Here is a 26,165-nt window from a genome sequence, read left to right as displayed (position 1 = left end):
TCCGCGGAAAGCGTCAGAATTTGGTACCCGATACCGTGACATCGCTGGTGCCTGGATCGACCCGTAACTCGCGCTTCTGGGCCGCCGCGTTGGGCGAGGCGATGGCGGCTGCGATGCGGCGTGCATAACGAGAGCTGTTGCCCTGCAGCGTGTTGTCGATGGCCTTGATATGGCTCGACTGTCCTGCGATCACCAGGCCGACCAGGCCATTGCCGGTCATGACGTTGTCGATGATGGTGATCTGGGAGGGGGCGTCGACGGTCAACAGGCCATAGCCAACATTGTCGCGGAAGGTGCAGTTCTTCACCGTCACGTTGCTCACGTTGTAGTGAATTTCCATGCCGGTGCCGTGATTGCCGCTGATGATGCAGTGGTCGATGGTGATGTTGCGTGCCAGTCCCTGCGCTTGCGGCTCGATGTCGATGCCCGATTCGGGCTTGGTGCCGTTGCTGTTGCTGAAGGTGGAATTCATGATCACCACCCCATCCACCGGCCCAATCGAAAGACCCTGGCGCCGGTTGTTGGTGGAGATCACGTTGTCGATGGTCACGTCCTTGGAAACCACCGGGTTGCCATTGGGGCCGATCGCGCCGATCCAGATGCCGTCGCCCCAGCATTCGGAAATGTGCATATTGGAGACGTGCACATGATTGGACGCCTGGATGTTGAGGCCATAGCCCCATTCGCCGCCCACGCCGCTATGGTTGTTGCGCTCGCCGACGATGCGTCCGCCGGTGATGCGCACGTTGTTGGCGCTCCACACCTTGATCACGTGCGAGCGCGGCGAATTGTTGGGAATGGCGGTAAGCGTGGCGTTCGGGTCCAGTTGCAGCAGCATGTTGGAGCGAAGCTGGACCGCCCGCATCGCGTCGATGATGTAATTGCCGGGAGGCACGATGACCGTTCCTCCACCAGGCAGGGCGTTGATGGCATCCTGGATGGCGTCGGTGTCATCATGATTGCCGTCACCCTTGGCGCCCTTGTCGCGGACGTTGATCACCGCGCTCCCTGCTCCCCATGCGATGCGGGGAAAAGCCGCCGGCAACGCAAGCGACGGCAGCGCCAACAGGCCGCAGCGCAGGAAGTCGCGGCGCGTGGCGAAGAGGCGATTTGGAAAAAATGTAGTCCGGTTATTCATGACATGCGCTCTTTTTCGACGTGGGGAGACGGCTTGGGGGCGTGCATGCGGCTGAGTAGCCAGGGCAGGGTGATCGCGAGCAGGTAGAACTTCGAGGCGAAGTACTTGTTATCCAGGCAATTGCGATGCGTTTCCAGCCATTGCTGGGCGCCCGGCAACACGGACCGCGTCTGTTCGGCAAAGGCATAGACCTGGTCGTAGCGTTGTCTGGCCAGACCACGCAGGTCGAAGCGGAAGCAGCCCTTGGCTTTCACGTAGGGCAGCTCCTTGAAGTGCTTGGAGATGTATTTGCGCATCAGCACCTTGTTCACGCCGCCGGGGCCGATCAACAGGTCGGCGGGAACGCGGTGGAATACCCAGTCACGCAAGCCTTCATCGAGGTAGGGCTGAGCCAGCCGCAGCGACATCGCCCTGGCGGTATACACGCCCTTGGCTACGTGAGCCGATCCGACGATGATGAGCGAGAGGCGGCGTAGGGCCTCCTTGGAGGTTGCTGCCTGGATGTCGGCGCGGAACGTCTCAAGACGTTGCCGCGAACTGGTCGAAACATTCCAGCCGAACAAGGCATCCACTTCCGCGTCGCTGAAGCGCGAGCCGGGGAAGTAGCGCTCGAACTCGTCCATCTGCAAGGTCGCCAGGACGAAGCAGAGCCGGAAGCTGTTGCTCACCAGCTTGGATGTGAACAGTGCCTGCGGCAAGCGAACGCCGCGCGCGAGCATGGCGAGGATGCGTTCCTTGCTGTGCACCGGCGTGCCGAAATATTCATCCGCACCGATGGCGTCGATGATGCCGTCGCCGCGCCGCTGGCTCACTTCCGTCGCCATGTCGGCGTAGGAGAGCGCCGCGAAATCGGCGGTCAGCAGGGGCATTCGCGGCAGCATCGCGAGGTAGCGGTCGTAGGCGCGTCCGGGATCGCACACCAGCGCTTCGTGACGCAGCCCAAGTTGCCGCGCGACGAAGCGCGCAGAGGCCACCTCGTTTTCTTCCATGCCGCCCAGGTAGGTCAGGCAGGTTGCATCGGGGCGCGCTTCGGCGAGCGCGATGGCCATGGAGGTGGAATCCTTGCCGCCGCTTTGGAAGAACCAGGGCGAGCGCATGCCGGTGGTGGATTGCGCGATCGAATCGCACAGCAGCTGATGGAAGGCCTGCAGCAACGACTCCTCATCGACGGCTTCAGGCGGCGGACGCTTGGGCGCCAGAACCGACTGAAAAGGGTAGTGGAACCCTGGACTGTCATGCATGTCCTGCCCGGGGTCGAAGCCGGTGGTCGCGACTTTTACGTTGCGATAGATGGAATGGGGCGGGTAGACAAACGTGTTGCGTAACAAGTCGGCCATCGATACCAGGTCGAGCGGAGCATGGTTGCGTTCGATCCCGTCCAGCGGCGAAAAATCCACATCGTCCTGATAAGGCGAAGTATTGACCTGAATACGCGATCGAACGGCAATATCGTCTTTGTCTTTATTTTTTGGAAGCATGGCGGATGTCATGAGATCACCGGTGCTGGGCGCGGCAGCAGGTGCCTGCGTAGGCGGCCGTGGAGCATTTCCGCTTCAATCTTGGATGGCGCATTCGCGCGGAACGGAGCGTGGTAGTCGGCAGCATCGTGGCGATTGCGGAGTTGTTCTTGTCGCGCTCGCCGGGCGACGCATGTTCCAGCCGTGGTTTCATCTTCCCTGTCATGAGGCAACCTTCTCCTGCAGGGCTGCGTTTGGAGGAGTCGTGGCCGATTGCATGCGGCTCAACAGCCACGGCAGAATCATTGCAAGCAGGTAGAACTTCGACGCGAAGAACTTGTTGTCCAGGCGATTGCGGTGCTTCTCCAGCCAGTGCGGTGCGCCGGGCAACAGGGTCTGCATCTGCTGGGCGAAGGCATACACCTGGTCGTAGCGCGTCCGGGCGAGGCCTCGCAGGTCAAAACGGAAACAGCCCTTGGTCTTGACGTAGGGCAGTTCGTCGAAGTGGCGCGCGATGTACTTGCGCATCAGCACCTTGTTGGTGCCGTCGGGGCCGATGAGCAGTTCGCTGGGCACATCGTTGAAGATCCAGTCGCGAAAGTGCGGATCGGCATAGGGATAGGCCAGATGCAGCGACATCGCGTGAGCGGCGTTCATACCTTTGGCCAGATGGGCGGATTCGCCTATCACCAGCGACAACCTGCGTACCGCTTCGTCGGATGCAGCCGCCGTGACGTCGGCGTGAAAAGTTTGCATGCGTTGGCGTGAGCACTCGGCAATGTTCCAGCCGAACAAGCTATCCACCTCCGCGTCGCTAAAACGCGAACCCGGGAAGTAGCGTTCGAATTCGTTCATCTGCAGCGTGGCCAGCACGAAGCACAGTTTGAAGTTGTGGCTGACCGTGCCCCATTCGAACAGGCCCTGCGGCAAGCGCAAGCCGCGCGCCATCATCGCCAGCACGCGGTCATGCCGATGCAGCGGTACACCGAAATACTGGTCCGAGCCCAGCGCATCGATGAGGCCGTCGCCTTGGTGCTGGCTCACTTCGGTGGCCAGGTCTACATACGACAGCGCGGCGAAATCCGCGGACAGCAGCGGTATGCGCGGCAGTACCGCCAGGTAGCGGTCGTAAGCACGACCAGGGTGACATACGAGAGACTCGTGCCGCAGTCCCAGACGGCGCGCGACGAAGCGGGCAGAGGCCACTTCGTCTTCTTCCTTGCCGCCCAGATAGGTCAGGCAAGTGGTGTCCGGGCGTACCTCGGCAAGGGCCATCGCCATGGAGGTGGAATCTTTGCCGCCGCTCTGCAACAGCCACGGTGAACGCATACTGGCGGTGGCTCGCGCCGCAGCGTCGCACAACAGGCGATGGTAGGTATCCAGCAGCATCGCTTCGTCGACGGCGCCCAAAGCCGGCCGCGACGTCGCCAACTCCGCCTGGTAGGGAAAATGGAAGCGCGGGTTGTCGAACAGGTCTTGCGTGGGATCAAAGCCCGTCGCGGCGATTTTCACGTCCCGATAGATCGTGTGGGGCGGGTAAACCGCGGCATTGCGAAGGATGTCGGCGATCGATACCACGTCGAACGCTGTCGCATCCCGGTCATGCTTGGCCAATGGCGATAGATCGACCTCGCCGGAGTTGGGCGACGTGTTGATCTGCATTCGCCTGGACGATTCCGGCGTCGTTTCAGGAGACATAGCGTAGGTTTCGCCGAGCGGTGCGTTCATACCATGACCTGCTTGACGACGTAGATATAGAAGACCGCACAGGAGATCACCAGGCCCATGCGTAACAAGATGGGATTACGCAGGATGGAAATGCGGCTATGGAAAAAGATCGCAGCCACCATCAGGGAAATGGCCATGTAGGAGGAAAGCAGGTAACGGTTGGAGAAATTGCCCCAGCCCACGGCGAAGAACGGCAGCAGCATCACCAGGTATACCGCCGTGCTGTCCTTCAGGCGCGTGTTGAACGGCTTGCGCACGATGCCGGACAGCATGTACGGAAGCAGGTACCAGAAAATTGAAAACACCGCAAAGTCGATGCGCACGCCCGACTTGTATTTGGCGCTGAGGCTGTAATCCATCACCGCGTTGTAGAGCGACGGTACGGCGGCGCGCACCACGATCATGGTGATGCCGGTGCAATAGGCCACGAAGCCAAGCAGGGCCGCCAGGCGCAAGAATTTCGGGTTGAACAGCAGCAGCGGCGCAAAAGCCAGATAGAGCAGTGCGGAATAGTGGAAGCAGGTGGCGATCACGCCCCAGATGAAGAAAGAGCGCCATTGCCGCTGGTGAAAAGCCAGCAGCGCGATGAACACCGGCAGCGACGACAGGCCTTGCCGCACGGCGTTGATCGAGGCGTTCACGAACATCGGCGAAATCAGCAGGAACCCCAGGCTCGCGATGAGGAAAGTCAGGAAGCCGCGCGTGCCGCCCAGGTAGTCGAAGTAATGGCGTGCCGCCAGCATGGCCATGATCAGCAGCAGGCCGAACAGCGCGCACTGATAGAACTCCAGGCTTACCCCTAGCATGGCAAGCAGGCGCGTCACCAGCAGGAAGCCGGGCTCGAAGCGGGTTTCAACCGGGCCGCCGCCGCGTAGTTCGCCGAAGATTCCGGCATAGACATAGGTATCGGTGCCTACATCAATGCCACGTGTGCCGACCACAATGTCGACGAACAAGCAGGCCGCCGCGATCAGCATCATGCTCAGCAGGAGCCGCGCGTTCGTCGTGATGTTCGACTTATGGGAATAGGCGATATAGGGGGACACCGAGTTCATCATGCATTGCGCCTGGCAAGGAACAGGCCTTCATGGCGGCGCTTGAAGGTGATCAGGCGCCGCCGCGTGTAACGGACCAGACTCATGGCCTCGCCCAGCTGCCACTGCCACCAGTTCAGCAAGCCCTGCGCGTGCAGGGTCTTGCGTACATCCCTGGCCGCTTCAAACATCGCCGCCATGTCACCGCTGAGCCCGCCCGCCCCGAAGGGCGGCTTGTGCCAGGAGGCCAGCACCTGGTTGAGCTTGGCGCAGCGGTGTCCCGACAGCAGGATCTGCGCCCACAGCATGAAATCTTCCGCCCGCCAGCGCGCTTCGTCGAAGCGGAAGGGCAGTTCGCGGCGCAACATGATCGAAGCGGTCGGGAAGGGGCTGCGCAGCATTAGCAGGCGGCGCGGGAATACGCGCAGCTTCAAGGGGTGCTTGAGCGCCGGCGCCGGCGCGGAGCGCGGCTGCACGTTCATGTCGTGGGCAATCAGTGCGATCTCAGGATCCCTGGCGAGCGCTTCCATCTGCAGCTTCAGCTTTTGTGGATGCCAGCTGTCGTCGGCGTCCAGGAAGGCAACCCAGTCCTGGCTCGCGCTCTCCCAGCCGCGATTGCGCGCTGCCGATGGCCCGCCGTTGTGCGGCATGGCAATGACCTTGACCCATCCGGGCGGATAAGCGCGTGCCACACGATGCAATTGCTCCAGCGTGCCGTCGCCACTGCCGTCGTCCACCAGCAGCACCTCGGTGGGGCGCAGCACCTGCGCTGCCACGGACGCCACTGCGGGTGCGATGGTGTGTGCGCAGCGAAAGCAGGGCACCACCACGCTGACAGAAGCCATATCACCACTCTTTGACGAGTGGAGGTCACGAGCGCCGGACGTGCCGGCGGATATCGGTTGTTGCGTGGCTTGCACGTTGCTTGTTCGGCCTGTATTGACCACGTCCTCTCCTTTCCTGATCGGTTATCGGGGTGACCACAGCGGCCTTGGCGAATGCGCTATTGCTTCGAGGATTCCGCGGTCTCCTGTTCCGGTTCTTCTTCATCTTCCTGGTAGCCGTTCCAGGCGGAGGCGTGCAGGGGCAGCTTGCGTACCAGTGGAGTTATCCAGGAAGTGGCGCCAGCCTTGCGTGTCTGTTGGGCGCGATAGATCCGGCCAGTCAGCGCGACGTAGATGAGGGTGATGGCGCCGAAGGTCATCAAGTTGCTGCCAGGCGCCAGGTGGCGCGTCAGCGTGCCCATGAACACCAGCGACATCGCCAGGCCAATCAGCAGCACCAGGGTGGTATGGGCGCTGAAGCCGGCATTCATCATGATGTGGTGGATATGGCCGCGGTCAGGCTTGAAGGGCGACTTACCTTCGCCCATGCGGCGTGCCATCACCTGGAGCGTGTCCAGCACCGGCAGGGCAACGCACCAAAGCACGTCAAGCGTCGACAGTTGGGGTTGTGCTTGCTGGCTGAGCTGGATCAGCGTCCAGGCCAGGAAGTAGCCGATCATCACGCTGCCCGCATCGCCCAGGAAGACCTTGCGCCCGATCAGGCCCATGTTGGCGGCCAAGTCCGGCAGCAAGGCAGCGGCAAGCAGCAACAGCAGGATGACACTGTGCCATTGCGAAAAGCCTTGGAACACGTTGATGGCGCCGATGCTCACCAGCGTCAGCATGCCGGCCAGTCCGTCGATGCCATCCATCATGTTGAAGGCATTGAGCAGGCCGACCACCGCGACCAGGGTCAGCGGAATGCCGAGCGAGCCGAGCTCGAGGTTGTAGCCGAACAGATGGCCGAGCGTGTGGATGTACACACCGGTGCAGTAGACCATGGTCAGCACTGCGGCCGCCTGAATCAGCAGGCGGATGCGTACGCTTAGATCGAAGCGGTCATCCATCGCCCCGGTCAACGCCAGGATGGCTCCGGTGCCGAGCAGTGCATTCGTGAACAGCAGAGACTGCCCTTCGAAGCACATGCTCACGATGACACCGAAGAACGCCGACAGGCCACCGATCAACGGAACGTTCCCGACATGGCGCTTCCGTTCGTCGGGGCGGTCGACCAATCCTATCGATTCCGCGTGGTGGTACAGAAGGATCATCGCCGCCGCAGAGGACAATACAGCGATGACACATGAAACTAGCATGCGGTATTGCATGGAATCTCCCAGCTACACGACTTTCACACATGTCGCGCGAGGGCCCCTGCCACCTTCGCGAGCACTACATGACACTGCAGTACTTAGTAACGATGCTATGGATTGATGGGTGTATGTGGCGTTAAGAAACGTGCCACGTATCGCAAATTTTCATTCAAGATTGTGATAGCAGAAATTCTTTTGAAAGTGATTGCGGTGTGAATATTCGCGTTCAATCGAGCGACTGTTGCGAGAGTGTGATTGGGCCAAAAAATGTGCGTCATCGGCCTGTTTTGGCATGAGCTATGTATGCGTGCATTCATGAATGTGTGTGGAGGATCTTTATCGATAAAAAAGTATGAAAAGTATGCTTATTGGCGTGTCGTTGTTTTGCATAGGCGCGTGCTTATTTGAGCGATATGTTGCTCGACAGGATGCGTGCGATTGCGAGGTCGGTGGCGATATCAAGCGGTATCGCTTTGACAGGAGTAAGAATTGAATGATCGCAACAGCCATTGGCTACACGAAGCGGTCATTTCATTTCGATTCACTATTTTGCACATCATTGCCTGGCTGCTTGCGAATTCACTGCGTGACGCTAGCACTCCGCTGGCTGCTACGGATGAACAAACATCGCGCACGTCCATTGACCACGCGTTGGATTTATCAGTTTCGAAGGAACGTGCTTAACAGCGCGCCGTGATATCGACATATCCGCGACGTTCCTGGATGCACGCTAACTACGTCTTGGCATCGCAACACATCTACATGATCGACTTCGACCAGGCTCGTCGACAGATGGTGGAGTGTCAGATCGCAGGTCGCGGTTTGCATGACCCGGCTGTGCTTGCTGCGATGAAGCGCGTGCCGCGTGAGGCGTTCGTGCCCAAACAGCTGCATGGCGCCGCCTACGACGATGGACCGCTGCCGATCGGTGAAGGCCAGACCATTTCGCAGCCCTACATTGTCGCGCTGATGGTTGAAGCGGCGAGGGTCGATAAGCACGATCGCGTGCTGGAGATCGGCACGGGTTCCGGTTACGCGGCGGCCGTATTAGGTGAAATAGCCGAGCATGTGGATACCGTCGAACGCCATCGACTGTTGGCGGAACGCGCGCGCGAAGTGCTGCGGCGGCTTAACTATCGCAACGTAACGGTGCATGTGGGCGATGGCACGCTTGGTTGGCTGCAAGGCGCCCCGTACGAAGTGATTCTTGCTTCCGCGGGTGGCCCTGACGTGCCGGCCGCTTGGCGCGAACAACTCGCCATCGGCGGCCGCCTAGTGATGCCGGTGGGCATGTCGCGTTTCCAGCAATACCTGATTCGCCTTGTGCGGCGAAGGGATGACGACTGGGAAGAGCGGAAATTGGGAGCAGTGCAGTTCGTGCCGCTGATCGGTGCGCAAGGGTGGCACGATCAGAACAACGGGCATGGCATCTGATGGAACAGTACGCTGCCGTCTGGAGCGCAGGCCACAGCGTGATGGTGGACTTGGTGTCGCCGTGGGGGCCATTACGTACGGCAGGAATCCGGGCCCTAAAATAAAACAGGCCGCCTTGTCGGCGGCCCGGTCGGGCATCGGTCATCCATGTTGAGGAGGGGCCCCTCCTCGGCGCCTGACTTCCCGGCGGCGCTATTTATCGCATATTGGCGGGCGGCTGTCAGGTCTTTCCCACTGCCGTAATGCGTTTCACGGTGCATTGACGCCTTAAATCACGGATTCCGTTATGCAGTTGTCAATACAGCGCCATCGGCTTGGCGAAGGCTTGGCAAAGGGTGGTCAATCCGGCCGGCCGGCGATGATCCGCTCCCAAAGCTCTTTTGCCGAGCGCCGCGGGTCGGGCGTTCCACAGATCGCCGAAACCACCGCCAGGCCATAGGCGCCTGCGGCCAGGACATCTTCGACGTGCTGTCTTTTGAGGCCGCCGATGGCGACGCTGGGCAGGGGGCAGGCGGCCACGATACGAGCGAGACCATCCAGGCCGATTGGCTGTTCGTGGTCCGGCTTGGTGGGTGTGGCAAACACCGGGCCTATGCCTACGTAGTCGACGACGCCCGGATCGACAGCGCGTGCCGCGCGCTCGGAATTGACGGACAGGCCAAGCAGCATGTCCGCGCCGATGCGCTCACGTGCCAGGATCGGCGACAGGTCGCGCTGGCCGATATGGATGGCATCGACCCTGGCTTCCACGGCGGCCTCGATGTCGTCGTTCATCACCACCAGTGCGGGCGTGCCGTGCAAGGCTTCTTTTACGCTGCGTGCAAGTGCGATGCGTTCGGCGGTGGAAGCCTGCTTGTGTCGCACCTGTACCATCGTCGCGCCGCCGGCTACTGCTTCGCGTGCGGTATCCGCCATCGAATGCCGCTGGCACAGGTCCGGATCCAGCACCAGATAAAGCGAAAGGTCGAATGGTTTCTTCATGCCCTGGCCACCTGTGCATGGGCTTGCAGCACGTCGCCATTCAATGCCGCAAGCGAATCGATGAAGCGCCACGCGAACGAGCCGGGACCATTGGACGCCTGCGCCGCTTGTGTTCCCGCCACGCCGAAACACGCCAGGGCGGTAACGGTCGCTTCCAATGGTTGCTGTGGCGTCACGGCTAAGAATCCGCCGACCATGCAGGTGAGGGCGCAGCCCATGGCGGTTACTTTTGGCATCAGCTCGGAGCCGCCGGCAATGCATACGGCAGCGTGCCCGTCGGTGACAAAATCAACCACGCCGGTCACCGCAACCACCGCATCCGTTCGTCGCGCAAGCGCCAGTGCGGACGCTTCCGCGCGCTCGACACTGTCTCCGCTATCCACGCCACGGCCTGAGCTGACATCGCCGGCCAGCGCCATGATTTCCGACGCATTGCCACGTATCACCGTGGGCTTGAGCGCAAGCAGGCCTTCGATCGCCTGACGGCGGAACGCCGTGGCGAAATGCGCCACCGGATCCAGCACCCAGGGCTTGCCGCTTGCATGAGCCGCCTTGGCCGCCGCATGCATGCCCTGAAGCCAATAGGATGAGAGCGTACCGATGTTGATGGTGAGGGCGCTTGCCAGTTCGGCGAATTCACCCGCTTCCTCCGGGGCATGCACCATCGCCGGCGATGCGCCGGCGGCGAGCAGCACGTTGGCGGCGTAGTTCATCGCCACGTAATTGGTGACGCACTGGACGAGAGGCGATTCGCGGCGCATCCGATCGAGCAAAGCGCCATGAGGGATCGAAGTACTGGTGGTCATGATGCGACGGCTGTGGGTAAGCGGCCATTTTATACCGTATGGCCAGCGACTGGCCCTGCACGTGACGGGAAGAAAGATTTACGCTGTGTTCCATGCTTACCGCCAAACCACGAAACGAACTCCGCCCGCTGCCACGCTCGTTCTATGCGCGTGATTCGCTGATCGTCGCTCCCGAGCTATTGAATAAGGTGCTGCGCTGCCATGACGGCCGTGCCGGGCGTATCGTGGAGGTGGAGGCGTATCGCCATGACGATCCTGCCGCCCATTCGTTTCGGGGCGTGACGCCGCGTACCGAAGTGATGTTCGGTCCGCCGGGTCACATGTATGTGTACTTCACCTATGGCATGCACTGGTGTGCCAACGCCGTGTGCGGCCCCAAAGGCAAGGGCAACGCGGTGCTGATCCGTGCGCTGCAGCCGATTGCCGGTCTTGACCTGATGCATGCGGCGCGTCCGCTGGCGAAGAACAACCGGCAGCTTTGCAACGGGCCGGCATGCCTTACCCAGGCGATGAGCATTACCAAACTGCAGAACGGGATCGACCTGGTAAGTAGCGAGACCTACATGCTGGTCGATGATGCCGTGCCGCCACCGGAGCAGCCGGTGCAGACGACGCGTATCGGGATCAGCAAGGCGGTGGACTACCCGTGGCGCTGGTATGTGGGCGATAGCCCCTATGTGTCGAAAAAGTGAATGCCGCGCCTCGCAGCGACTCCACGCGTAGGCCGGGATGACAATCCCAGCATCGGGATGCCGTGTGGAAAGCTGGGATTAGCATCCCGGCCTACGCGCTATTGCGCGTGCCCGGCATGACGCGCGGAATGGTCATCGCTGGTCAGAAAGCGCCCCAAAGAGGGTGGAAACGACCATACCTGCTAGTTGATGAGGCCGCAGGTTTGTGATGGGAAAAATCCCGTCCACGCCATATGCATGTCTGCACATGGACTTTTGCGACTTGCCGAGCGTACGCTCGGGTATATGTCATACAAACGGATATCGGCATCAGGCGCTGAAGCGGCAGCCGATGCCGGCGCCGCCATGGCGCCTGAAGCAGGGGAAAGGCATGGTTGAAAGCATGAAGGGCAACGTGCTTGTCGTAGATGACGATGTGCGATTGCGCGATGAAGTTCTGGTGCCTGGCTTGAAGGCTTTCGGGTTCAATGCGATGGGCGTGGGTTCCGCCGCCGAGCTTTATCGCTCGATCGTGATCGAGCGCTATCGTTTGCTCGTGCTGGATATTGCACTGCCCAATGAGGACGGGTTCAAAATTATCAGTCAGCTGCGCGCCTTGTCCGATATTGGCATCGTGGTGCTGTCCGGACTGGATTCCACAGCGCACCGCGTGCGCGGTTTGATCGAGGGTGCGGATGTCTACCTCACCAAGCCGGTCAACGTGGAAGTACTGGCCGCGTCCCTGCACAGCTTGAGCCGGCGCGTGGGCAATGCGGCGTCGTATGAACTGGCGTCCACGGATTGGCGGCTGGAAGCAGGCGGATGGCGATTGGTCGCGCCCAATGGGGCAATCATTCCCTTGTCGATGCCCGAACGCCTGCTGCTCAACCGATTGGCTGCTTCTTCGCCCGAGCCCACCCCGCGTGCCGCCTTGATCGATGAAATCGCCGCCGCCATTCCCGGCTTCGATCCGGGACGGCTCGAAATGCTGATCCATCGATTGCGGCTAAAGGTTGCCAAAAAGGCCGGTGAAGAATTGCCGCTGATGTCCGTGCGCAGGGTGGGTTATACCCTGACTCTCAATTGAGCGGGTCCGCACGCCAGACGCTGCTGTGCGTGCAAGAAAATGCAAGAAAAGGTGATTTAGTGAGATTGTGGGATGCGCGCCGAAAACTTACATTTCGCTTGCTGCGAGGCGGCGCATAAGCCAGAGAAGGCTGACGTGGTAATCGTCGCAAAATTTCGTCCATAGGAATGGGTACAGAGTCTCGTTTCAGCAGAAAGTCTTCCATGCAAGCCGAGGGAACAGGGGGAGATCCTGCCTGTATGCCGTGATTCGAGGATGAATCGCGAGTGTTCAGCGGGGTCTGGGCGAGCCAAGCAGGGGTCGCCTGTCGATACACCACGCGTTGCTTGACTGGCGTTGAGTCAGCGTTCGTTTGCGTCCGTTTTTCGGCCGCAGCGAAGGTCTGGTTCAAGCCGGGACGGAATGTTGCGCGTGTCATTAGGAAGGGAGTGCGTGGGCAAGCAACCGACCCGCGTCACGTGTGACCAAGGCTGCCAATCCCCAAACTTGATCAGGTGTAGTGCCATGAGTCCTAGCCGTCGTCTGTGCCGGAATCGCTTCGGTGCGCAGGATGCTGTTGCGCCCGAAGCCAGTACCGCCATCGCTCCGGACACCGCTTCACGCATGCACGTGGTAGGTCGCAAATTCGCGATGCTATCTTTGTTGGCCACCGCCTTGGGCATGACTGCACTGGCGCACGCCAGCGGCGGCCCTGCCGGCGGCCAGGTCGTCGGAGGTTCGGGCCAGATCCAGCAGGTGGGCAATACCACCACGATCAGGCAAAACAGCCAGACGTTGTCGCTGAACTGGCAAAGCTTCGATATCGCGCCCGACCAGACGGTGAACTTCCTGCAGCCGGGCAGCGGTGCGATTGCGATCAACCGCATTTTCAGCAGCACGCCCAGCGAAATCTTCGGCCACCTCAACGCCAACGGTCAGGTGTGGCTGATCAACCCGAACGGTGTGCTGTTCGGGCAAACCGCACAAGTCAATGTGGGTGGCCTGGTGGCCTCCACGCTGGATTTCGACAGCGGCACGCTGGACTCCAGCGATCGTCGTTTCAGCGGATCGGGCAAGGGCAGCATCATCAACCGCGGCAGCCTCAGTGCGATCAATGGCGGCTATATCGCCTTGCTCGGCAACCGGGTTTCCAACCAGGGCGTGATTACCGCGCAGCTTGGCACGGTGGCGATGGGCGGCGGCAACGCGGTCACCCTGACGTTCGCCGGCAACCAGGTCGTGCATCTTCAGGTCGATCGCAGCACGCTCGCCAATCTGGCCGAAAACCGCCAGCTGATCGTCGCCGATGGTGGCCGCGTGATCATGACCGCGGGCGCCAAGGACAGCCTGCTTGCCAGCGTGGTAAACAACACCGGCGTGGTGCAGGCGCAAACCGTGCAGAACCACAATGGCACCATTACCCTGCTGGGCGGCATGGCCGCCGGGCAAGTAAATGTCGGCGGTACGCTGGATGCGAGCGCACCGAACGGCGGCAACGGCGGTTCGATCGAAACTTCCGCGGCCCATTTCAATCTGGCGAGCAACGCGCACATCACTGCTGCTGCAGGACACGGACAAGCGGGCACCTGGCTGGTCGATCCGACCGACCTCACCATCGACAGTACGGCTGCCACGACGATTTCCAACTCGCTCAATGGCGGCACCAACGTTACTGAGACGACGACAGCGACCGGAGCGACCGGCAGCGGCGTGCAGTCGGCCGGTGCAGGCGACATCAATGTCAATGCCGCAGTCAGCTGGAGCAATGCCAATGCCACGCTGACTTTGCAGGCGTATCACGGCATCAACGTCAACGCCGCGGTCAACGGTACGGGCAAGGTGGTGATGGACGCTGGTGGCGCCAATCTCACCATCGCGAGCGGAGCGTCGATCACCGGTGGTGCGGGCGTCACGCTGGCGACGAGCGCCAATTTCGTAAACAGCGCCGGCAGTGCCGCGGTCAAGACCGGCACGTCCGCGCCGTGGCTGATCTATTCCACCAACCCCACGCTGGATACGACCGGCGGCCTCACTCCCAGCTTTATCCAGTACAACGCGCCGTACCAGACGGCGGCAGCTGCGTCGGGCAATGGCTTCCTTTATAGCGTGGCGCCGACGCTGACGGTGTCGGGCCTTGCCGGCAGCGTGTCCAAAACCTATGACGGCACCACCAGCGCGCCGCTCGTTGCCGCCAACCTCACCACCAGTGGCCTGCTCTCCGGCGACAAGATCGTTTCCGCAACAGGCACGTATGCTTCGGCAAACGCTGGCTCGAACCTCGCCGTAACCACGCCCGCGACCATCTCCGGTTTCACCATCACCAATGCGGCCGGCATTCCGGCCTATGGCTATGGTTTGTCCGGTTCGGCCACGGCCAATATCGGCAGCATCCTGCAGGCGCAGCTGACGGCCTCGATCATCGGCGATCCCACCAAAGTCTACGACGGCACCACCACCGCCACGCTAAGCTCGTCCAACTACCAGCTAAGCGGTTTCGTGGCGGGGCAGGGTGCCACGGTGAACCAGCCGAGTTCAGTCGCCTACGCGGGCGCAGACGCCGGTTCGCAGACGGTCAACGCGACGTTCGCCATCACCAACTTCGTCGCCAACTCCGGTACCGTTCTTTCCAATTACAGCTTGCCGACCTCTGCCACCGGCACCGGCACGATTACCCAGGCACCGGTGCTGCTGAGCGGCTTGCTGGCCAATAGCAAGGTTTACGACGGCAGCACTGCTGCCGCGCTGAACCTCAGCAATGTAGGCATCTACGGCGTCATCTCGCAGGATTCAAGCAATGTCGCACTGAGTACCGCGGGTGGCACCGGCAGCTTCGCCAGTGCCAATGCCGGCAGCAACATTGCCGTGAGCGTCAGCGGCTTTACGCTGACCGGCACCAAGGCCAGCGATTATCAATTGGTCGCGCCGGGCAACCTCACCGCGAACATCACGCCCAAGGCCCTGACGGTGAGTGGCGTAACCGCGAACAACAAGGTCTACGACGGCACCACCGCCGATACCTTGAATGTCGGCAGCGCCACGCTCAACGGCATCGTGGGCAGCGACAACGTTGCACTGCTTACCGGTTCGGCCACCGGCACCTTCGGCCAATCGGACGTGGGCAGCAATCTCGCCGTCGCGGCGAGCGGCTTGAGCCTCACGGGCTCGGCGGCGGGCAATTATACGGTCGTGCAGCCCACCGGGCTGGCCGCCAACATCACGCCGCGGCCACTGAGTGTTTCGTTCAACGGCAGCCCCGCGAAAATCTACGACGGCACCAATGGCGCCACGCTGACGCAGGGCGATTTCAACATCACCGGTTTCGCCGGCACCGAAGGCGCGGTGGTATCGCAAAGCCCCGCCGTGTATGCGTCGCGCAACGCAGGTACGAATATCGGCGTGACCGCCACGCTGCAGCCGTCGGACTTCACGCCCAACGCCGGTACCAAGCTTTCCAACTACAGTTTCAACAGCATCGTGACCGGCACCGGCACGATCAATCCGGCCCAGCTGACCGTATCGATCATCAACGATCCCACCAAGGTCTACGACGGCAACACCAATGCCACGCTCAATTCCGGCAATTACACCCTTTACGGGTTGATCGGCAGCGACAGCATCACGTTGGCCAATGCTCCGACCGGCGGTACCTATGCGTCGGCCAATGCGGGCATACAGGGCGTAAGCGCGACGCTCAGTAGCGGCAACTACAGCGCCGGCAGCGGCACCTTGTTGTCGAACTACGTGTTGCCGACGCTAGCCAGCGGTTTCGGCACCATTACGCCAGCTCCCTTGAACGGCAGCCTGGTCGCTACCCTCAACACGCCCATTACCAAGGTGTACGACGGCACCAACACGTATCTGCTCAATGCCACCAGCGGTGGTGGCACGAGCTACACGCAGGACTTCGTGCTGAGCGGCTTCAAGAACGGTGACAACGCCTACGTCAATGCCAACATCACTGGCAATTTCGCGAGCAAGAACGTCGCCAACAACCAGCCGTTCCAGGTCACGCTGAACAGCTCGAACTTCACCTTCACCAGTGGTAGCGCCAGTAACTACGCCTTCCCCACCTATATCTTCACCACGGGGAGTATCACGCCGGCGCCATTGACGGTGAGCCTGGTCGGCAGCCTCAACAAGGTCTACGACGGCAGCACTGTTGCCCAGCTGGGCTCGGCCAACTTCCAGGTCAATGGCTTCGTCAGTGGCGAAGGCGCCACCGTCACGCCGACCGAGTCGTACAACTACGCTTCGGCGAATGCCGGCAGCAATATCGCGATCAACGGCACGCTTACCGCCAACAACTACACCGCCAACAGCGGCACGCTGCTGTCCAACTACACGCTGGCCATCTCGGCATCGGGTGTCGGCAACATCACCCAGGCACCGCTCTATGTAACGGGCGTGTACGCCACCAATAAGGTCTACGACACGACCGCCAGCGACACGCTCAATGTGTCTGCTGCGGGGCTGGCTGGCCTGGTTGCAGCGGATGTCGGCAACGTTACGCTGGGCACGTCCACTTCGGGTACGTTCGCACAATCGAACGTGGGCAATGGCATCGGAGTCACCGCCAGCGGCTTTTCCATCTCTGGCAGCGCCTCGTCCAACTATGCGCTGCAGCCGATCGCCGGCCTGGCTGCGAACATTACGCCCAAGGCGCTAACAATTAACGGCGTTACAGCCAGCAACAAGGTCTACGACGGCACCACCAGCGACACGCTCAACACCGGCAGTGCTGCGCTCGTTGGCGTCTATAGCGGCGATACCGTAGCCCTCGTCTCATCCGGAGCGGGCGGAACCTTTAGCACGGCCAACGTCGGCAACAACCTGGGCGTCTCCATTGGTGGTTTTACGCTCGGTGGCGCGCAGGCCGGCAACTACACGGTGACCCAGCCCAGCGGCTTCACGGCGAACATCACGCCAGCCACGCTCACCGCCACCATCACCGGCAGCCCGACCAAGGTCTACGACGGCACCAATTCGGCCACGCTCACCGCTTCCGACTACACCTTGACCGGCTTCGTAAGCGGGCAGGGCGCATCGATCCCGCAATCGGCCACCGCCAGCTACACCACGCCCAATGCGGGCACGGGCCTGGGCGTGCAGTCCACCTTGGTGGTTTCGGACTTCGTGGCCAACAGTGGCACCTTGCTGTCCAACTACATCCTGCCCACGAGCGCGACCGGCAACCACGGTGTGATCACGCCCTACGTGCTCAACCTCAGCGGAACGCGCGTGTATGACGCCAACACGGATGCTTCGGCTGCGTTGTTCGGCACTAGCGGGGTGCTCGCCGGCCTCAATAGCGACCAGCTCACGCTGAGCGGCTCGGGCATCGTGTCCAGCAAGAACGTGGGCACCTATACGGGAACCTCGCAGTTCAATCTCAACAACCTGTCGCTGACCGGCAACGGTTCGGCGCTGGCCAGCAACTACACCCTGGTCGGTGGCACCGATACCTTGGTCATCACGCCGGCCACGCTCACCGTAAGCGGCACCGTGGCCGCCAACAAGGTCTACAACAACAGCATGGCGGCCACCATCAGCGGCTCGACCTTGAATGGCGTGCTTTCCGGTGACAGCGTAACGCTCGGCAACGACACCGCCGGCACCTTCGCTACCAAGAACGTGGGCAACGGGATCGCGGTCAGCACCAACATGACCATCAGCGGCACGGATGCCGGCAACTACATTATCCAGCAGCCCTCCGGCGTATCGGCCAACATCACGCCGCTGGCCATCACGGTGACCGCCACTGGCGCCAACCGCCAATACGACGGCAGCGTGAACGATGCGGTAACGCTGGCCGGTACGCTGGTTGGTGACCAGGTCACCATCAGCGATACGTCGGCCACTTTCGCGGATGCCAACGTCGCCAATGGCAAGACTGTGACGGTGAGCGGCATCAGCTTGAGCGGCGCCAGCGCCAACAATTACACGCTCAACAACCTCTCGACTACTACCACAGCCAATATCACGCCGCGCATTCTCAACCTCAGCAGCACGCGCGTGTATGACGCCAACACCGACGCCAATGCCAGCCTGTTCGGCAGCGGCGGCGTGATTTCCACCGGGATCGGCACGGAAACCGTCGACCTCGGCGGCGTAGGTGTGGTGTCGAGCAAGAACGTGGGTACCTACACTGGCGCGAACTTCGGCCTGGGCACTCTTGCTTTGAGCAACGGCTCCGGCCTGGCCAGCAACTACACGCTGGCCGGTGGCACCGATCAACTGGTCATTACGAAAGCAACGCTGGATGTCACTGGTACCGTTGCCGCCAACAAAATTTACGACGGCACCACCACCGCAGCACTGAGCGGTTCCGTGTTGAACGGCGTATTGGGAAGCGACAACGTCACGCTGGGCAATGACACCACTGGTACCTTCGCCACCAAGAACGTGGGCAACGGCATTGCGGTCAGTACTGGCATGACCGTCACCGGCACCGATGCTGGCAACTACAACCTGCTGCAGCCGGCCGGTGTCACCGCCAATATCACGCCCCTGGCCATCACGGTGACGGCCACCGGCACCAACCGCGTCTACAACGGCTCGGTGAACGATGCAGTGACCCTGGCCGGCACGCTGGCCGGTGACCAGGTCACCATCAACGATACCTCGGCCACCTTTGCTGACCCTAACGTCGCCAACGGCAAGACGGTGACGGTGAGCGGCATCAGCTTGAGCGGAGCCAGCGCCAGCAATTACTCGCTCAACAACACGACGACCACCGCTACGGCCAACGTCACGCCGGTCATCCTCAATCTCACCGGCACGCGCGTGTACGACACGACCACCAACGCCAATGCCGGCCTGTTCGGCAGCAGCGGGCTGATTTCCACCGGCGTCGGCACGGAAACCGTCAATATCGGCGGCGTGGGTACGGTGTCGAGCAAGAACGTAGGCACCTACACCGGTGCGAATTTCGGCCTGGGCACCCTCAGCTTGAGCAACGGCTCCGGCCTCGCCAGCAACTACACCCTGGTCGGTGGCACTGACCATCTGACGATCACGAAGGCCGCTTTGAACGTCACCGGCACGGTTGCCGGCAACAAGGTTTATGACGGCACTACCGCCGCGACCTTGAGTGGTTCCGTGTTGAACGGTGTACTGGGCAGCGACAATGTCACGCTGGGCAATGACACCGCCGGCACGTTCGCGAGCAAGAATGCGGGCAACGGGATCGCGGTCAGCACCGGCATGAGCATTAGCGGTACGGATGCCGGCAACTACACGCTTACCCAACCTGGCGGCATCACCGCCAACATCACGCCGTACGTGCTCAACCTCAGTGGCACGCGTGTGTACGACGCCAACACCGATGCCAATGCCAGCCTGTTCGGCAGCAGCGGGGTGATTTCCACTGGCATCGGTACGGAAACCGTCCACCTCGGCGGCGTGGGTACCGTATCGAGCAAGAACGTGGGTAGCTACACCGGGGCGAACTTCGGTCTGGGCACCCTCAGCTTGAGCAATGGCTCCGGCCTGGCCAGCAACTACACACTGATCGGCGGCACCGACCAGCTGGCGATCACCAAGGCCGCCCTGAACGTCACTGGTACGGTTGCCGGCAACAAGGTTTACGACGGTACTACTGCCGCTGTGCTGAGTGGTTCCGTATTGAACGGCGTACTGGGCAGCGACAACGTCACGCTAGGCAATGACACCGCCGGCACGTTCGCCAGCAAGAATGCGGGCAACGGGATCGCGGTCAGCACCGGCATGAGCATTAGCGGTACGGATGCCGGCAACTACACGCTTACCCAGCCTGGCAGCATCACCGCCAACATCACGCCGTACGTGCTCAATCTCAGTGGCACGCGTGTGTACGACGCCAACACCGACGCCAATGCCAGCCTATTCGGTGGCAGTGGCGTGCTCAATGGCATCAACGGCGACACGCTGACGCTGAGCGGTTCGGGTATCGTGTCAAGCAAGAACGTGGGCACCTATACGGGTGCGTCGCAGTTCAACCTCAACAACCTGTCGCTGACCGGCAATGGCTCGGCCCTGGCCAGCAACTACACGCTGGCAGGCGGTACGGATACGCTGGCGATCACCAAGGCCACGCTGACCGTGACGGGTACTGCCGCGGCCAACAAGACCTACGACGGCACCACCGCCGCGCAACTCAGCGGTTCGCAGCTGCAGGGTGTGTTGGGTAGCGACAGTGTCACCCTGGGCAATGACAGCACCGGCACGTTTGCTTCGTCGAACGTGAGCAACGGGATCGCGGTCGGCACCGGCATGAGCATCAGCGGCACGGATGCGGGTAACTACACGCTTACCCAACCTGGTGGCCTCACGGCCAACATCACGCCGTACGTGCTCAACCTCACCGGCACACGTGCGTACGACACGACCACCAACGCCAATGCCAGTCTGTTCGGCAGCAGCGGGCTGATTTCCACCGGTGTCGGCACGGAAACCGTCAATATCGGCGGCGTGGGTACGGTATCGAGCAAGAATGTAGGCAGCTACACCGGGGCGAACTTCGGTCTGGGCACTCTCAGCTTGAGCAATGGCTCCGGCCTGGCCAGCAACTACACGCTGGTCGGTGGTACGGATATGCTGGCGATCACCAAGGCCGCCCTGAGCGTCACTGGTACGGTTGCCGGCAACAAGGTTTACGACGGCACTACTGCCGCTGTGCTGAGCGGTTCCGTATTGAACGGCGTACTGGGCAGCGACAACGTCACGCTAGGCAATGACACCGCCGGAACGTTCGCGAGCAAGAACGCGGGCAACAACATTGCCGTCGGCACCGGCATGAGCATCAGCGGTACGGATGCCGGCAACTACACGCTTACCCAGCCTGGCAGCATTACCGCCAACATCACGCCGTACGTGCTCAATCTCAGTGGCACGCGTGTGTACGACGCCAACACCGACGCCAATGCCAGCCTGTTCGGCAGCAGTGGCGTGCTCAATGGCATCAATGGCGACACGCTGACGCTGAGCGGTTCGGGCCTCGTGTCAAGCAAGAACGTGGGCATCTATACGGGTGCGTCGCAGTTCAACCTCAACAACCTGTCGCTGAGCGGTAACGGTTCGGCCCTGGCCAGCAACTACACGCTGGCAGGTGGCATGGATACGCTGGCGATCACCAAGGCCACGCTGACGGTGACGGGCACCGTCGCGGCCAACAAGACCTATGACGGCAACACCTCCGCGCAACTGAGTGGCTCGCAGCTGCAGGGCGTGTTGGGTAGCGACAGTGTCACCCTTGGCAATGACGCCGCCGGCACGTTTGCCTCGGCGAATGCGGGCAACAACATTGCCGTTGGCACCGGCATGACCGTCAGCGGCACGGATGCGGGCAACTACACCCTTACTCAGCCCGCCGGCCTCGCGGCCAACATCACGCCGTACGTGCTCAACCTCAGTGGCACACGTTTGTACGACGCCAACACCGACGCCAATGCCGGCCTGTTCGGCAGCAGTGGTGTGCTCAACGGCATCAACGGCGACACGCTGACGCTGAGCGGTTCGGGCCTCGTGTCAAGCAAGAACGTGGGCACCTATATAGGGGCGTCGCAGTTCAACCGCAACAACCTGTCGCTGACCGGTAACGGTTCAGCCCTGGCCAGCAACTACACACTTGCGGGTGGCGTGGATACGCTGGCGATCACCAAGGCCACGCTGGCCGTGACGGGCACCGTTGCGGCCAACAAGACCTACGACGGCAATGCCACCGCGCAACTCAGTGGATCGCAGTTGCAGGGCGTGCTGGGTAGCGACAATGTCACCTTGGGCAATGACGCTACCGGCACATTTGCCTCAGCGAACGCGGGCAACAACATTGCTGTCGGCACCGGCATGAGCATCAGCGGCACGGATGCCGGCAACTACACGCTTACCCAGCCTCCTGGTATTGCCGCCAACATCACGCCGTACGTGCTCAACCTGAGCGGCACGCGCGTATACGACGCCAACACCGACGTCAATGCCAGCCTGTTCGGCAGCAGCGGCGTACTCAACGGCATCAATGGCGACACGCTCACGTTGAGCGGTTCGGGCCTCGTGTCAAGCAAGAACGTGGGCACTTATACGGGTGCGTCGCAGTTCAATCGCAACAACCTGTCGCTGACCGGTAATGGTTTGGCGCTGGCCAGCAACTACACGCTGGCGGGCGGTACGGATACGCTGGCGATCACCAAGGCCACGTTGACTGTGACGGGCACCGTCGCGGCCAACAAGACCTACGACGGCACTACCACCGCGCAACTCAGCGGCTCGCAGCTGCAGGGCGTTTTGGGCAGCGACAACGTCGCGCTGGGCAATGACAGCACTGGCACGTTTGCCTCGCCGAATGCGAGCAACAACATTGCCGTCGGCACCGGCATGAGCGTCAGCGGCACGGATGCCGGCAACTACACGCTCACTCAGCCCGCCGGCCTTGCCGCCAACATCACGCCGTACGTGCTCAACCTCATTGGCACGCGCGTATACGACGGTATGACGGATGCGAATGCCGGTCTGTTCGGTGGTAATGGTGTGCTTGTTACCGGTGTAGGCAGCGAGACCGTGAACCTCAGCGGCTCGGCTGTACTGGTCAGCAAGCATGCCGGCACGCAGTCGTTTGCCAACCTCGGTAGCCTGGCATTGAGCAACGGCAGCGGCCTGGCCAGCAATTACACGCTGGTAGGCGGTACCGACCAGGTCACGGTCACGCCATTGGCCATCACGGTCAACGCCACCGGTCAGAGCAAGACCTATGACGGCAACACCATGGCCGGCGTCACATTGGGCAGCCAGGGCGTGTTGGCCGGTGACACCGTGAACTTCAGCGATGCCGCCGCCAACTTCAGCTCGCCCAATGCTGGCAACGCCGTGTCGATCGCCGTCACCGGCATTACCGCCTCCGGAGCCAATGCCGGCGACTACAGTTTCAACACCAACGCTACCACCAACGCCACCATCAACCCGTACGTGCTCAGCCTCACCGGCACGCGAGTGTATGACGGAACGACGGGCGCCAACGCCGGCCTGTTCGGCAACCATGGCGTGCTTACCGGTGTGAACGGTGAAACGGTCAGCCTCAGCGGATCGGGCGTGCTCAGCAGCAAGAACGTGGGCTCGCAGCGAGCGTTCGCCAACACCGGTTCGCTGGTGCTGGGTAATGGCACGGGCCTGGCCGGCAACTACACGCTGGCTGGCGGCACCGACTGGGTCAGCATCACGCCGGCTATCTTGACGGTGGTTGGCACCACCACCACCAACCGGGTCTATGACAGTACCCGCGTCGATGCGTTGAGCGGTTCCAGTTTGAGCGGCGTGTTCGGCAACGACAACGTAGTGCTTGGCAATGACGGTACCGGCCTGTTCGGCGACAAGAACGTCGGCAACGGCAAGGCCATTGTCACCGCCATGACCATCAACGGTGGTGATGCCGGCAACTACATCCTGGTCCAGCCCATCGGCCTGGCCGCCAACGTGACGCCGCTGCCGATTACGGTTACCGCCATCGGCACCAACCGCATGTACAACAGCAAGACCAGCGACGTGGTCACGCTCGGCGTCAATGGTGTGCTGCAGGGCGACCAGCTGAGCGTCGCCGATAGCTCTGCCAGCTTCGCCGATCCGTACGTGGGCAACGGCAAGACCGTTACCGTCAGCGGCATTACGGCAAGCGGTGTGGATGCGGCGAACTACCTGATCACCGATCCGGTCACCACCACCACCGCCAACATCACCAGCGCGGGTTTTGATGGCACCGGCGTGCAGGGCAGCTGGATCGCCCAGTTGCAAGGGGGCCTGCAGCCGGCTGCCATCGCCACGCCGTACGGCTCCAGCGACGCCGATGCGGTGGGCGTTTTCACCGGCAACCAGAAGCTGAAGCACCGCCCGTTGGAGCGCAACCGTGAGCGTTCGGACTTCCGTACCGGCCTTTCGCTGCAATTCCAGAACGGCGGCGTGCGTCTGCCCTCGGATGCCTCGCCATGATGAAAAACCATACCAAGCGGTCCTACTTTCCCGGTGAACTCATGAACAATGCGCCGCATTCGGCCACTCCACGCCTTACCTTGATCGGCTTGTCGCTCGCCGCGGCGCTATGTGCGCCGGCGGTGCACGCGCAAACCCATATCACCCCGCCGCAGACCAATAGCGGCCAGTTGTTGCAGCAGATGCAACAACCAGCACAGCAGCCGCCATCGTCCAATCTGGATCTCAATATCCAGAAACAGAAGCAGCAACGCGCGCAGGACAACACCAGGTTCTTCGTACGCTCGATCGAGATCAGCGGCAACCAGCTGATCAAGACCGAGGCCCTGCGTCCGCTGGTGGCTTCCGGCGAAGGGCATGAGCTGGGCCTCGGCGATCTGGACGATCTGGCCACCAAGATCAGCGACTACTATCACGACCACGGCTATCCGCTGGCTACCGCCTACGTGCCGGCGCAGACCTTGCGCGATGGCGTGGTGCGCATCGCCGTGGTGGAGGCGCGCTACGGCAAGGTGGAGCTGCAAAACCAGAGCAAGGTCGGCAACTATCCGCTCAGCGCCACCTTGTCGCCGTTACAGTCCGGCCAGCCCGTGAGTGAATACGGCATGGAGCGCAGCCTGCTGTTGCTCTCCGACGTGCCTGGCGCCATCGTCAATTCGGTGATGCGTCCGGGCGAAGCCGAAGGCAGCTCCGATCTGCTCGTCAGCGTGACCGACGCGCCGCGCTACACCGGCACGCTGGGCATGGACGACTACGGCAATGCCTATACCGACCGCGTGCGCTTTTCCGGCACGTTCGACGTCAACGGCCTGTTCCACCAGGGCGACGTGTTGGATTTCAGCGGCGTCAGCTCGGGCAAAGGCATGAGCTACGGTCACGTCGGCTATCGCTATCTATTGACGGGGCAGGGCACCACCCTCGGCATGGCCGTTTCAGGGCTGACGTACAAGCTTGGCAATGGCCTTGCCGATCTGCACGCCCATGGCACGGCCACCACGCAAAGCGTGAACCTCTCGCAGCCGATCATCCGCAACACCGCCGGCAACTTGTACGCCCAGCTCGAGTTCGACCACAAGCGCCTGTACGACGACATCGACGTCGCCGGCATCGAAACGCATCGGCATTCCAACAGCTGGGTGCTAACGGTGGCGGGCGATCAACGTGACCGCAGCGGTATCACCAACTTCAACATCAGCGGCACCCGTGGCCGCCTGTACCTGGACAACTTCCAGACCTTGTTCGCCGATTACTTCGGCGCACGCACCGCCGGCAGCTATGTGAAATGGGATTACTCCGTCTCGCGCCTGCAGCAGTTGAACACCACCAACGCGCTGTACTTCGGCTATTCCGGTCAGCACGGCAACAAGAACCTGGATACCTCCGAGCAGTTCTACCTTGGTGGCCCCAGCACCGTACGCGGCTATGACGTGGGTGTGCTATCCGGGGCGCAGGGCAATCTTGCCACCGTCGAATATCGCCATGATTTCAGCGTCGGTGCGCTGCCGGGGCCATGGCAGGCCTCTGCCTTCGTCGATAGCGGTCATGTGCAGGTCTACAAGCAGCCCTTCATTCCGGGTACCAACAGCGGTCGCTTGAGCAGTGCTGGCGTCGGCCTGCATTGGACGGCGCCGCACGACTGGGTGATCGGCACCAGCGTGGCCAAGCCGATCGGCCATAAGCCGGCGCTGGCTGGAGCGCATGTCGGTACCTCGCCGCGCTTCTGGCTGCAGGTGCAGAAAGGGTTTTATTGATACGACCCAGAGC

Annotated in this window: 14 protein-coding genes; 6 read left to right on the top strand and 8 right to left on the bottom strand. The window is 61.7% G+C overall.

Annotated features, from left to right (window positions below; all coding sequences use genetic code 11):
* Positions 1–13: 13 nt before the first annotated feature.
* The 6 genes from QQJ96_RS17550 to QQJ96_RS17525 form a co-directional block, all read right to left on the bottom strand.
* A complete protein-coding gene (locus tag QQJ96_RS17550) occupies positions 14–1,138 on the bottom strand; it encodes a right-handed parallel beta-helix repeat-containing protein (protein ID WP_284333322.1) in 1,125 nt (374 codons plus the stop codon).
* Complete coding sequence (locus tag QQJ96_RS17545) at positions 1,135–2,616, bottom strand: asparagine synthase-related protein (RefSeq protein WP_284333321.1); 1,482 nt, start codon at positions 2,614–2,616, stop codon at positions 1,135–1,137. Before QQJ96_RS17545 ends, QQJ96_RS17550 begins: the two co-directional genes overlap by 4 nt.
* A 201-nt stretch (positions 2,617–2,817) precedes the next feature.
* Entirely contained in the window at positions 2,818–4,323 is a 1,506-nt protein-coding gene (locus tag QQJ96_RS17540) for an asparagine synthase-related protein (protein WP_284333320.1), read from the bottom strand.
* Positions 4,320–5,381 carry an EpsG family protein gene (locus QQJ96_RS17535; protein ID WP_284333319.1) on the bottom strand — a complete coding sequence of 354 codons (1,062 nt, stop codon included), beginning with the start codon at positions 5,379–5,381 and terminating at the stop codon, positions 4,320–4,322. Before QQJ96_RS17535 ends, QQJ96_RS17540 begins: the two co-directional genes overlap by 4 nt.
* Positions 5,378–6,202 carry a glycosyltransferase family 2 protein gene (locus QQJ96_RS17530; RefSeq protein ID WP_284333318.1) on the bottom strand — a complete coding sequence of 275 codons (825 nt, stop codon included), beginning with the start codon at positions 6,200–6,202 and terminating at the stop codon, positions 5,378–5,380. The genes QQJ96_RS17535 and QQJ96_RS17530 overlap by 4 nt, the downstream gene beginning before the upstream one ends.
* Positions 6,203–6,360: 158 nt before the next feature.
* Positions 6,361–7,509 carry an undecaprenyl/decaprenyl-phosphate alpha-N-acetylglucosaminyl 1-phosphate transferase gene (locus tag QQJ96_RS17525; protein WP_284333317.1) on the bottom strand — a complete coding sequence of 383 codons (1,149 nt, stop codon included), beginning with the start codon at positions 7,507–7,509 and terminating at the stop codon, positions 6,361–6,363.
* Positions 7,510–7,983: 474 nt separating this feature from the next.
* Here QQJ96_RS17525 and QQJ96_RS17520 point away from each other — a divergent pair, with 474 nt between their 5' ends.
* Positions 7,984–8,178, top strand: a complete 195-nt coding sequence (locus QQJ96_RS17520) for a hypothetical protein (protein ID WP_284333316.1) — start codon at positions 7,984–7,986, stop codon at positions 8,176–8,178.
* Between the two features lie 39 nt (positions 8,179–8,217).
* Complete coding sequence (locus QQJ96_RS17515; protein ID WP_284333315.1) at positions 8,218–8,928, top strand: protein-L-isoaspartate(D-aspartate) O-methyltransferase; 711 nt, start codon at positions 8,218–8,220, stop codon at positions 8,926–8,928.
* Positions 8,929–9,267: 339 nt separating this feature from the next.
* On the opposite strand, the gene thiE is transcribed toward QQJ96_RS17515, so the two are convergent.
* Both thiE and thiM read right to left on the bottom strand, forming a co-directional pair.
* Positions 9,268–9,909, bottom strand: coding sequence for a thiamine phosphate synthase (gene thiE / locus QQJ96_RS17510; RefSeq protein ID WP_284333314.1), 642 nt, complete (start codon positions 9,907–9,909; stop codon positions 9,268–9,270).
* Complete coding sequence (gene thiM, locus QQJ96_RS17505) at positions 9,906–10,715, bottom strand: hydroxyethylthiazole kinase (protein WP_284333313.1); 810 nt, start codon at positions 10,713–10,715, stop codon at positions 9,906–9,908. The genes thiE and thiM overlap by 4 nt, the downstream gene beginning before the upstream one ends.
* A 92-nt stretch (positions 10,716–10,807) precedes the next feature.
* On the opposite strand from thiM, the gene QQJ96_RS17500 reads away from it, so the two are divergent.
* From QQJ96_RS17500 to QQJ96_RS17485, 4 genes are all read left to right on the top strand, one after another.
* Entirely contained in the window at positions 10,808–11,407 is a 600-nt protein-coding gene (locus QQJ96_RS17500; RefSeq protein WP_284333312.1) for a DNA-3-methyladenine glycosylase, read from the top strand.
* A gap of 370 nt (positions 11,408–11,777) precedes the next feature.
* Positions 11,778–12,473: a response regulator transcription factor gene (locus QQJ96_RS17495; protein ID WP_284333311.1), complete on the top strand. Its 696-nt coding sequence runs from the start codon at positions 11,778–11,780 to the stop codon at positions 12,471–12,473.
* A gap of 504 nt (positions 12,474–12,977) precedes the next feature.
* Positions 12,978–24,401, top strand: a complete 11,424-nt coding sequence (locus QQJ96_RS17490; protein ID WP_284333310.1) for a YDG domain-containing protein — start codon at positions 12,978–12,980, stop codon at positions 24,399–24,401.
* A complete protein-coding gene (locus QQJ96_RS17485) occupies positions 24,398–26,152 on the top strand; it encodes a ShlB/FhaC/HecB family hemolysin secretion/activation protein (RefSeq protein ID WP_284333309.1) in 1,755 nt (584 codons plus the stop codon). Before QQJ96_RS17490 ends, QQJ96_RS17485 begins: the two co-directional genes overlap by 4 nt.
* The last annotated feature ends 13 nt before the right edge of the window (positions 26,153–26,165 follow it).

Source organism: Dyella flagellata (assembly GCF_030160275.1).
GTDB classification, from domain to species: domain Bacteria; phylum Pseudomonadota; class Gammaproteobacteria; order Xanthomonadales; family Rhodanobacteraceae; genus Dyella_B; species Dyella_B flagellata.
This window is presented reverse-complemented; position numbering and strand designations above follow the sequence as displayed.

Coding starts and splice junctions, on each gene's coding strand:
- QQJ96_RS17495 (WP_284333311.1), top strand. CDS start 11,778: ATGGTTGAAAGCATGAAGGGCAACGTGCTTGTCGTAGATGACGATGTG.
- QQJ96_RS17535 (WP_284333319.1), bottom strand. CDS start 5,381: ATGATGAACTCGGTGTCCCCCTATATCGCCTATTCCCATAAGTCGAAC.
- thiM (WP_284333313.1), bottom strand. CDS start 10,715: ATGACCACCAGTACTTCGATCCCTCATGGCGCTTTGCTCGATCGGATG.
- QQJ96_RS17530 (WP_284333318.1), bottom strand. CDS start 6,202: ATGGCTTCTGTCAGCGTGGTGGTGCCCTGCTTTCGCTGCGCACACACC.
- QQJ96_RS17545 (WP_284333321.1), bottom strand. CDS start 2,616: ATGCTTCCAAAAAATAAAGACAAAGACGATATTGCCGTTCGATCGCGT.
- thiE (WP_284333314.1), bottom strand. CDS start 9,909: ATGAAGAAACCATTCGACCTTTCGCTTTATCTGGTGCTGGATCCGGAC.
- QQJ96_RS17500 (WP_284333312.1), top strand. CDS start 10,808: ATGCTTACCGCCAAACCACGAAACGAACTCCGCCCGCTGCCACGCTCG.
- QQJ96_RS17515 (WP_284333315.1), top strand. CDS start 8,218: ATGCACGCTAACTACGTCTTGGCATCGCAACACATCTACATGATCGAC.
- QQJ96_RS17525 (WP_284333317.1), bottom strand. CDS start 7,509: ATGCAATACCGCATGCTAGTTTCATGTGTCATCGCTGTATTGTCCTCT.
- QQJ96_RS17550 (WP_284333322.1), bottom strand. CDS start 1,138: ATGAATAACCGGACTACATTTTTTCCAAATCGCCTCTTCGCCACGCGC.
- QQJ96_RS17540 (WP_284333320.1), bottom strand. CDS start 4,323: ATGAACGCACCGCTCGGCGAAACCTACGCTATGTCTCCTGAAACGACG.
- QQJ96_RS17485 (WP_284333309.1), top strand. CDS start 24,398: ATGATGAAAAACCATACCAAGCGGTCCTACTTTCCCGGTGAACTCATG.
- QQJ96_RS17490 (WP_284333310.1), top strand. CDS start 12,978: ATGAGTCCTAGCCGTCGTCTGTGCCGGAATCGCTTCGGTGCGCAGGAT.